Here is a 9,855-nt window from a genome sequence, read left to right as displayed (position 1 = left end):
ATTTATAAATTTATTTTTAAATATTCATCTCACATATCAATCTTATCATATATACATAATAATATAAAGCATAAAAATTCATTTAATATGAATTTTTATTCACAAACGTACCGATATACAGTTAAGCAATTCGCAAAATGTGATTCATTTTTATATCTAGTATTATATTCAATAACTTATATACAAATTCATATATTGAAAATAACACATTATTTATTTGTATATTAATAAAAAGTAATAGTTGATATTCGGTCACTGATTTCTTATCCATCGACAAAGTTCTAGATATATAGATCTAATAATTTTTATTTTTTCTATAACGTTCTTTATTGTAATTTAATTTAATTTGTGTTATAATTTAATTAAGTAAATATTCAGAATATTTAGGCAGTTACAGTTAATTCTGAACTGACCTTCTCCAAATCTGAATCTCAATCAACACTACTTTTTCTAAAAAACACTTATCATGAATTTGATAAGTGTTTTTTTATTCCAAATTAAATTTTTATATACTTTAAATAAATTCCCAATATATGCTATGATCCAATTAAAATTTACCAATATAATTTAATAAAAAAAATAGATTAATAACCATAATAGATATGAAATCGTTCTTTACAAATAATAACTTAATTCATAATCTACATACTAATTATTAATCCTATTTTTTAATAATATTTAATTCTTTTGCAACAGCAGCATGTCCTTAATTAAAATTCTTTAATTATAATTTCTGCAGTCTTTATATTCGTAACTACCGCTACATTATGTACATTACAAACTCTAAGTAATGCTGATACGTCTGGTTCATGCGGTTGTGAAGTTAGTGGGTCTGTAAGGAATACTACTAAATCAATTTTTCCTTCTGCAATTCTTCCACCTAGTTGTTGATCTCCTCCATATGGTCCTGAAAGATATCTTTTAACTTTAAGTCCAGTTGCTTCAGATATTAACTTTCCTGTTGTTCCTGTTGCAACTAACTCGTACTTTGCTAATACATCCTTATATTTTTTCGAAAATTCAATGATTTCTTCTTTCTTTTTATCATGTGCTATTAAAGCAATTTTCATAATTTCATCCCCTTTATTAAATTTTACTCTGATACGTTTTCACTTGAAATTATACTACAACTCTTTATTATAAAAAAGATTATTTATACCTTAAAAATAACTTTATATATCATAAAATTATAATAAATAATTTTTTATAATTTTGAGTATTTCCTAGGTAATATATTTTCATTAAAATCTTTTATTGTCAATTTTCCTTTCACAAATAATATCTTCTTAACAATTAATTTTAGATTATAGTAGCATCCTTAAGTGCCTTATAAATAATTAAGGAACATTTCTAAAAGAAATATTCCTTAATATCCAAAACTAAACAAATTAAAGTACTCTACCTTATTTGACCATTTCCATATATGATATATTTTATTGTTGTTAGTTCTTTAAGCCCCATTGGACCCCTAGCATGTAACTTTTGAGTGCTTATACCTATTTCAGCACCAAATCCAAATTCAGATCCATCAGTAAATCTTGTAGATGCATTTACATAAACGGCAGCCGCATCTACTCTTTGCAAGAATTTTTGAGAATTTTTATAGCTTTCTGTAACTATGGCTTCTGAATGGCCTGTTCCATATTTATTAATATGTGTAATTGCTTCATCCACATCTTTAACTATTTTAACAGCCATTACATAATCTAAGTATTCTTTTCCCCAATCTTCTTCACTTGTCTTTTCAATATCATTAATTATGGTCTGTGATGCATCATCGCCTTTAACTGCAACTCCATTTTCTCTTAACGCTTTAACCACTGTTGGCAAAAATTCACCAGCTATCTTTTCATTTACTAGCAACTTTTCAGCAGAATTACAAACAGAAGGCCTTGATGCTTTTGCATTAACAGTTATATCCTTTGCCATTTCAAAATCACAATTCTCATCTATATATATATGACAATTGCCTGTACCTGTTTCTATAACTGGAACAGTTGCATTTTTAAGAACTGCTTGAATAAGTCCTGCTCCTCCTCTTGGAATAAGAACATCTATAAATTCATTTAATCTCATCATTTCAGTTGCAACTTCTCTGCTTGTATCTTCAATTAACTGAACCGATTCCTTAGGCAATCCTGCCTTCTCCATTCCCTTAACTAACGCTTTAACTATAGCCTTATTTGAATTTATAGCTTCACTACCACCTCTTAAAATAACAGAATTTCCTGTTTTCAAACACAATCCAGCTGCATCACATGTCACATTAGGTCTAGCTTCATAAATTATTCCAATAACTCCTAATGGCACTCTTTTTTGACCTATTTGTAATCCATTTGGTCTTTGCCACATTGAAATTACTTCTCCAATCGGATCTTGTAATTTCACTACATCTTTAAGCCCATCAGCCATACCTTTAATTCTATCATCACATAAAGCTAATCTATCTAACATAGCCTCTGATGTACCTTTTGATTTTGCAGTTTCCAAATCTATTTCATTTGCTTTAATAATATCATTTTTTGCATTAATCAATTCTTCTGCCATAAGAATTAAAGCATTATCTTTTTGTTCAGTAGATGCAATACTTAATTCATAAGATGCTTCTTTTGCCTTCTGGCCAATAATTATTAATTCACTCATATTTATAGCCCCCTTTTTTTATTTTTTTTTCTGATATAAATAACGTTCCTATTTCTTCAGCATTTAATATATCTAATAATATACTTGGTTCATTACCATTAGACAAAACCATATCTACTCCTGCTTTTGTAGCTGTCTTAGCAGCCGTTAGTTTTGTAATCATACCACCAGTACCTACACTTGAGCCAGCTCCACCAGCGCATTCTTCTAACTCTGGAGTTATCTCTTTAACCTCATTTAATAAAGTTGCATTATCATTGTTTCTAGGATCTGAATCGTAGAAACCATCTATATCTGATAATATTATTAATAAGTCTGCATCAACTAAACATGCGACTATTGCCGATAAATTATCATTATCTCCAAACCTAACTATATTCTCAATCTCATCTATAGAAACAGTATCATTTTCATTTACTATTGGAATTATTCTTTTCTCTAATAATGTTTCAAAAGTATTACATACATTTTCTCTAATATGATCATCTTCAACTACATCTCTTGTTAATAAAACTTGACCTACTATATGACTATACTCCCCAAAAAACTTACTATATATATGCATCAATTCACATTGTCCTACTGACGCAACAGCTTGTTTTTCTCTTATACTTTCGGGCTTTTCTTTAAGCTTCAATTTATTCACACCAACAGCAACTGCACCTGATGTTACCAATACAACCTGTTTACCAGAATTAACTATATCTGATAAAGTTCTTGTTAACTTTTCAATTCTACTTAAATTAATGTTTCCATTATCATAAGTTAGTGTTGATGATCCCACTTTTACAACTATTCTATTTGCATCTTTTAACCTTTGACGAAAGCCCATTTTTACATCCCCTTAAAAGTCATATTTATTCTTTATCTTTTATCTTACTATACCAAATATATCTTATCAAGTTATAAAATCCTTTTTAATATAAATTCCCTAATGATATGATATCTACTTAAAAATACAAAATCATTTTTATATGAAAAGAGAACCTCTTAAAAATTAATTTTAAGAAGTTCTCTAAGCATTCTGCTTATATGTTAACATCATAATAATATGAAAAACTAAATTATATATACAAAAACACAGATAAAGTGGCAAAGTGTCCCTAACATTATAAATACATGGAATATTTCATGTCTTCCAAATAGCCATATTCTTATTTTATCTGATTTCAATGCATATATTACTCCACCAACTGTATACATCACGCCACCTAAAACCAGCCACATTAACCCTATTAATGACAATACTTGTGACATAGGATATATTGCAAATATTGCAAACCAGCCAATTCCAATATACATTGTGCTACTAAGCCATCTTGGACAAGTTACCCAACATAATTTAAATGCAATTCCCACAACTGCACATATTGTTACTGCTGAAAATAAGTTAAATCCTACTTTCCCATTCAATGCTACCAAGCAAAATGGAGCATATGATCCAGCAATTAAAATGAATATCATTGAATGATCTAATCTTTTTAGAGCTTTTATAACTTTATCATTAGCTATAACTGAATGATATGTTGCCGATGCACTATATAATAAAATCATACTTACTCCAAAAAATAAAACTGAAAATATTGTTATTGCAGAACTTCCTCTTTCATATGCTCTAAATAGCATTGCAATTAAAGCAACTAATGATAGTACTGCTCCCACAAAGTGAGTTAGCCCATTTATAGGTTCTCTTAAATATTTCTCCATTCTTTTACCCTCCTATTTATTACCACATAGTTTTTATAACTACATGTTATTATATATATAATTATTTCATATATTTATTTGTATTGCAAAAGTTATTTTCGCTTATATTTTATTATCTATTAGTATTTTACCCATAAATGCTTGAATTATCTACCTCTTTCCATTAATATTGAAATTGTAATAATGAACATAGTTTTTATTACTATGTGAGGAGTGAAATCTTATGAGTGACTTTAATATTGATAACTATATAAATTCACAAAAATCATCTAATAATATAAATTTAAATGACTTTCCTGAAATTGATCTTTATATGGATCAAGTTATGCAGCTATTCGAAAGTAAATTAAATTATACTAAAAGAAATGATGACGATAAAGTATTAACTAAAACCATGATTAATAATTATGCAAAAGGTAATCTCTTGATGAAAATTAAAAATAAAAAATATACTAAGAATCATCTTATCTTAATGGGCTTAATTTATAATCTGAAAGGTGCCTTATCTCTAACAGATGTCAAAACTCTTCTGACACCTATAATAGACTCTTTTGAAAAAGATCAAAACTATCCACTACATGATGTATATCAATCATTTTTAGATATATATGATTTAAATTTAGATGATTTAAATTTATCTTCTAATAAAATTTATGAGAATATACAAGAATTAATAAAATCTAAAGAGGATACATTAGGTGATTATGAGGAAAACTTCTTACTTATATGTGCCTATGTTAATATGAGTAATCTATATAGGCGTATGAGTGAAAAAATATTAGATGAATGTTTTAATATTCCAAAGAATTGTAAATAATACGAGTATTGTTTAAACTTTAATCTAATACAAATTTTTTAAATTATAGCAATACTTAAAAATGCAAAATTTGTTGATTATGTGGTATAATAAGCAACATGAAGTGAAACTACTTGAACAATATATAATTAAGAATTAAATTCAACATAATTTCTAAACACATATATTTATTACAACTAAGAATTTTCTTCTTAAAAACATATATTGTAGATTTTTATAGTAATTACAATAATAAGAAATGAGGTCGAAATATATTGATAAACGTATCAAATGTTAGTCTGAGATTTGGTGGACGTAAACTTTTTGAAGATGTCAACCTTAAATTTACTCCTGGAAATTGTTATGGAGTTATTGGTGCTAATGGAGCTGGAAAGAGTACATTCTTAAAAATATTATCAGGTGAAATAGAACCTAATACTGGAGAAGTTACAATTGCTCCTAATTTAAGAATGTCTGTTTTAAAACAAGAACATTATAAATATGACGATTTTCAAGTTTTGGAAACTGTGATAATGGGTAATGAAAGACTATATCAAATAATGAAGGAAAAAGATGAGATATATGCTAAACCTGATTTTTCTGATGAAGATGGAATTAAAGCATCTGAATTAGAAGGAGAATTTGCTGAACTTAATGGTTGGGAAGCCGAATCTGAAGCTTCTTCAGTTCTACAGGGATTAGGAATAGGAACAGAAATGCATTTTAAAAATGTATCGGAATTAACTGGTGGAGAGAAGGTTAAAGTTCTTTTAGCTCAGGCTCTATTCGGAAATCCTGGAATCTTAATTCTAGACGAACCTACTAACGGCTTAGATTTAAAAGCTGTAAACTGGTTAGAAGACTTCTTAGGAAACTTTGATGGAACTGTTATAGTAGTATCACATGATAGACATTTCTTAAATGCAGTTTGTACTCAAATGGCTGATGTTGATTTTGGGAAAATTAAAATTTATGTTGGTAACTATGACTTCTGGTATGAATCAAGTCAATTAGCTCTTCAATTATCAAAAGATCAAAACAAGAAGAAAGAAGAAAAAATTAAAGATTTACAAGACTTTATTGCAAGATTCAGTGCTAATGCATCTAAATCTAAGCAAGCTACTTCTCGTAAAAAGTTATTAGATAAAATCACCTTAGATGATATTCAACCTTCAAGTAGAAAATATCCTTTTGTAGGGTTTAAACCTGAAAGAGAAGTTGGTAATGATATATTAATGGTTAAAGATTTATCTAAAACTGTTGATGGTGTTAAATTATTAGATAATATAAATTTCATGGTTAATAAAGGTGATAAAATTGCTCTTATTGGAAATGAAATAGCTGTAACTACATTATTTAAAATCTTAGCTGGAGAAATGGAACCAGATAGTGGAGAATTTAAATGGGGAATAACTATAACTAACGCTTACTTCCCAACTGATAATTCTGCATTCTTTGATGGCTGCAATCTTTCATTAGTAGATTGGCTTAGACAATATTCTGAAGAAAAATCCGAAAGCTATATTAGAGGTTTCTTAGGTAGAATGCTATTCTCAGGTGAGGAAGCCTTAAAAGAGGCTAGTGTATTATCAGGAGGAGAAAAGGTTAGATGTATGTTGTCTAAAATGATGCTATCTAACGCTAATGTATTAATGCTAGATCAACCAACTAATCACCTTGATCTTGAATCAATTACAGCTGTAAATAATGGTTTAAGAGATTATAATAGTAACATATTATTTGCTTCTCACGACCACCAATTCGTTCAAACTATAGCAAATAGAATTATCGACATAAAAGATGATGGTTCTATAGTTGATAGAACTATGACATTTGATGAATACTTAGAATTTTCTAATTCTAATAAATAATAAATTTATTATTTAAAATGCCTAAATAAAAGATTTAATAACCTTTTATTTAGGCATTTTCTATTATGCTTAAACTTTTTATTGTGTTTTATTAATAACCACTTAAAAGCTACTCTAGCATGTCCCCTATAACTTCATACACATAATCAACGAAATTATTTGCATGATGCTTAACTATCTCTTCTACATTATTAAATGTATAGCTATTATTTGTGATTTTGAACATTGATACATCATTTAAAGAATCACCAACTGTATATAAATTATCAGTTGTCATATTCTCATTTTCTAATATCATCTCTATAGCAATTCCTTTTGAACAATTTTTAGGAACTATATCTACAAAAAACTGATTTCTAAATACTTCTATATATTCACTATAATCCACTAATAATTTTTCTTTCACCAATTCAGACATAGATATTGATTGAGATACATTAAAAATACTCATAATTTGTGAGTCTGCTGTATTGCTTAATGCCATATCTAAATTTACTCTATCAGAAAAATGATTGAAAAAATCAGCATCAACCTTAGATGTATCTACATTATCATTTTGAATCATATATGTAGCACTTCCATCATCATAGTAAATAAGTGAATCGTCCCAATTATAAAAGCTTTCAATTATCTTATTTTGAATTTTATTAGGAATTACTTTTTCATGGATTATTTTATTATTACTATCAGCAATTAATGCACCATTACACATAACTAAATAATCATATTCAAAAGGATATTCTCTTAAAATATCGTTAACTCCCTTAAAACTTCTTCCAGTTGAAACTATAACCTTATTACCTAATTCTTTCAGTCTTCTTAATGCTCTCAAATCTTTTTCACTAATCTTATTATCCCTAAATAATGTTCCATCTAAATCACTTGCTAGAAATCTCATTTTAATATTATCCCCCATTAACTGCGTTATTTATCATATTTTATGTGTAGTAACTTATGAGCTTTGCCTTGTCCTGGTGCTCCCATATATTCATGATACATTTTCAATAATGCTGAATTCTTATGGGATTTTCTCTTTTCTAAATTTTTATCTTGATTATATAGTACAGATGCTCTTAAAGCTCTTACATCTATATTTTCCCTGTCCTTTGCATTTACGTGAGGTTGTCCTCCACCATTAATGCATCCTCCTGGGCAAGACATTACTTCAATAAAGTGATATTGTTTTCCAATTACTTTTCCACTCTTCATAAATTCAAATAAATTAGAAGAACCGTTTATTACAGCTACATTATAATTTTCTCCACCAATTTGCACTGTAGCTTCTTTAATTCCTTCAAATCCTCTGACTTGTGAATATTCTACATTTGTTAAATCTTTATCCTCTATGAAATCTTTAGCAGTTCTAAGAGCCGCCTCCATAACTCCACCCGTAGTTCCAAATATAACACCAGCTCCAGTATATTCTCCCATAGCTAAGTCTGCTTCGCCATCTTCTAAACTAGCAAAGTTAATCTTTGCATCCTTAATCATTTTCGCTAGTTCTCTTGTGGTAATAACAGCATCTATATTTCTTATTCCATCATTAGCCATTTCTTTTCTATCTGCCTCAAATTTCTTTGAGGTACAAGGCATTACAGTTACAGTAAATACATCCTTAGGGTTTAATCCTTCTATTTCTGGATAATATGTTTTACTTGCTGCACCAAATATTTGTTGAGGTGATTTTGCTGATGACAGATTCTCTAAAAATTCTGGGTAGTAATTTTCAAGAAGTCTTACCCATGACGGACAACATGATGTAAACATAGGGAATGGCCCATTATTCTTTATTCTTTCAATAAATTCTGTTGCCTCTTCCATTATTGTCATATCGGCTCCAAAGTTGATATCAAAGACCTTATCAAAACCTAACATTCTTAATGATGTATATAGTTTTCCTGTAACATCTACCCCGTACCCTAATTTAAATAGCTCTCCCATAGAAGTTCTAATTGATGGAGCCATTGCAACTATTACATGTTTATTTTGATCCTCTAGTGCTTCCTTTACTCTATCCATATGCGATTTTTCAGATAAAGCCGCAACTGGACACGCAACAACACATTGACCACATAATAAGCAGTTAGTATCATCAAAACACTCATTTCCTATAGACGAGACTTTTCTCTCAGCACCTTTGCCTACAATTTTAATCATTTCAGTTCCTGTCTTTTCTTTGCAGGCAGCAACACATCTTCCGCATAGAACACATTTACTTCTATCTATAACAATTGATTTACTTCTTTCATCAATATATTCTAGTTTATCAGTAACAACAAAAGGCGTATTAGCCTTCGCTTTCGTTTTAATAACCAGTTTTAGAAACTCACAATTTTCTCTTCTATTACAAGGTCCACATTTAAATTCATGTTTATCTAGCAATGTACTCACTCTTGACTTTATTCTTTCTTGAACTTTTTCTGAGTTTGTTTTTATAATCATTCCATCTTCAACTTTAGTTATGCAAGCTAAAGATAAATTATTCTTTCCTTCAACTTCTACAGCACATACGCCACATTTTCCTACATTTCCGCAATCGTTTAAATAACATAATGTAGGTATATCTATTCCATTATCTAATGCTGCCTTTAAAACAGTTGTTTTTTCATCTTCTATTTTTATAATCTTACCATCTATTACTATATTTATCATAAAAAAGAATCCTCCATCTTAGTGTTCTATTTTAGTTAATAAATAGCCTATTCTCTAGGCCACCGAATACTATTTTAACACAATCATAATGAAGAATTAAATATTAATTATTAACTTTTATTGATAATATTATTTATTTAACCAAATTTTACAACTAAAAATACATGTTTTCTCACAATTCTAGAG

The 9,855-nt window shown here is 28.6% G+C and carries 8 protein-coding genes; 2 read left to right on the top strand and 6 right to left on the bottom strand.

Features of this window, described 5'->3' with window-relative positions:
• Window positions 1–710: 710 nt before the first annotated feature.
• From mgsA to trhA, 4 genes are all read right to left on the bottom strand, one after another.
• Complete coding sequence (gene mgsA, locus CLCHR_RS22905) at window positions 711–1,070, bottom strand: methylglyoxal synthase (protein WP_079442219.1); 360 nt, start codon at window positions 1,068–1,070, stop codon at window positions 711–713.
• A gap of 328 nt (window positions 1,071–1,398) precedes the next feature.
• Entirely contained in the window at window positions 1,399–2,643 is a 1,245-nt protein-coding gene (locus tag CLCHR_RS22900; protein WP_079442218.1) for a glutamate-5-semialdehyde dehydrogenase, read from the bottom strand.
• Complete coding sequence (proB, locus tag CLCHR_RS22895) at window positions 2,636–3,475, bottom strand: glutamate 5-kinase (RefSeq protein ID WP_079442217.1); 840 nt, start codon at window positions 3,473–3,475, stop codon at window positions 2,636–2,638. Before proB ends, CLCHR_RS22900 begins: the two co-directional genes overlap by 8 nt.
• A 227-nt stretch (window positions 3,476–3,702) precedes the next feature.
• Window positions 3,703–4,350: a PAQR family membrane homeostasis protein TrhA gene (gene trhA / locus CLCHR_RS22890; RefSeq protein WP_079442216.1), complete on the bottom strand. Its 648-nt coding sequence runs from the start codon at window positions 4,348–4,350 to the stop codon at window positions 3,703–3,705.
• 223 nt (window positions 4,351–4,573) lie between these two features.
• Here trhA and CLCHR_RS22885 point away from each other — a divergent pair, with 223 nt between their 5' ends.
• The gene (locus tag CLCHR_RS22885) at window positions 4,574–5,167 is read left to right on the top strand and encodes a DUF1836 domain-containing protein (protein WP_079442215.1); all 594 of its coding nucleotides are present in this window, start codon (window positions 4,574–4,576) and stop codon (window positions 5,165–5,167) included.
• 254 nt (window positions 5,168–5,421) lie between these two features.
• A complete protein-coding gene (locus tag CLCHR_RS22880) occupies window positions 5,422–7,017 on the top strand; it encodes an ABC-F family ATP-binding cassette domain-containing protein (protein ID WP_079442214.1) in 1,596 nt (531 codons plus the stop codon).
• A gap of 109 nt (window positions 7,018–7,126) precedes the next feature.
• Here the strand turns inward: CLCHR_RS22880 and CLCHR_RS22875 are convergent, their stop codons facing one another.
• Together CLCHR_RS22875 and CLCHR_RS22870 are read right to left on the bottom strand one after the other, a co-directional pair.
• Window positions 7,127–7,915, bottom strand: a complete 789-nt coding sequence (locus CLCHR_RS22875) for a Cof-type HAD-IIB family hydrolase (protein WP_079442213.1) — start codon at window positions 7,913–7,915, stop codon at window positions 7,127–7,129.
• 26 nt (window positions 7,916–7,941) lie between these two features.
• Window positions 7,942–9,669, bottom strand: coding sequence for a ferredoxin hydrogenase (locus CLCHR_RS22870; RefSeq protein WP_079442212.1), 1,728 nt, complete (start codon window positions 9,667–9,669; stop codon window positions 7,942–7,944).
• Window positions 9,670–9,855: the final 186 nt, after the last annotated feature.

It is taken from the genome of Clostridium chromiireducens (assembly GCF_002029255.1).
Classification (GTDB): Bacteria; Bacillota; Clostridia; order Clostridiales; family Clostridiaceae; genus Clostridium; species Clostridium chromiireducens.
The sequence above is the reverse complement of the archived record's forward strand: the minus strand, read 5'-3'. Positions and strand labels throughout refer to the sequence as shown.

What these genes read in the sequence shown, in the direction of transcription:
- mgsA (WP_079442219.1), bottom strand. Translation starts at nt 1,070, where the DNA reads ATGAAAATTGCTTTAATAGCACATGATAAAAAGAAAGAAGAAATCATT.
- CLCHR_RS22900 (WP_079442218.1), bottom strand. Translation starts at nt 2,643, where the DNA reads ATGAGTGAATTAATAATTATTGGCCAGAAGGCAAAAGAAGCATCTTAT.
- proB (WP_079442217.1), bottom strand. Translation starts at nt 3,475, where the DNA reads ATGGGCTTTCGTCAAAGGTTAAAAGATGCAAATAGAATAGTTGTAAAA.
- trhA (WP_079442216.1), bottom strand. Translation starts at nt 4,350, where the DNA reads ATGGAGAAATATTTAAGAGAACCTATAAATGGGCTAACTCACTTTGTG.
- CLCHR_RS22885 (WP_079442215.1), top strand. Translation starts at nt 4,574, where the DNA reads ATGAGTGACTTTAATATTGATAACTATATAAATTCACAAAAATCATCT.
- CLCHR_RS22875 (WP_079442213.1), bottom strand. Translation starts at nt 7,915, where the DNA reads ATGAGATTTCTAGCAAGTGATTTAGATGGAACATTATTTAGGGATAAT.
- CLCHR_RS22870 (WP_079442212.1), bottom strand. Translation starts at nt 9,669, where the DNA reads ATGATAAATATAGTAATAGATGGTAAGATTATAAAAATAGAAGATGAA.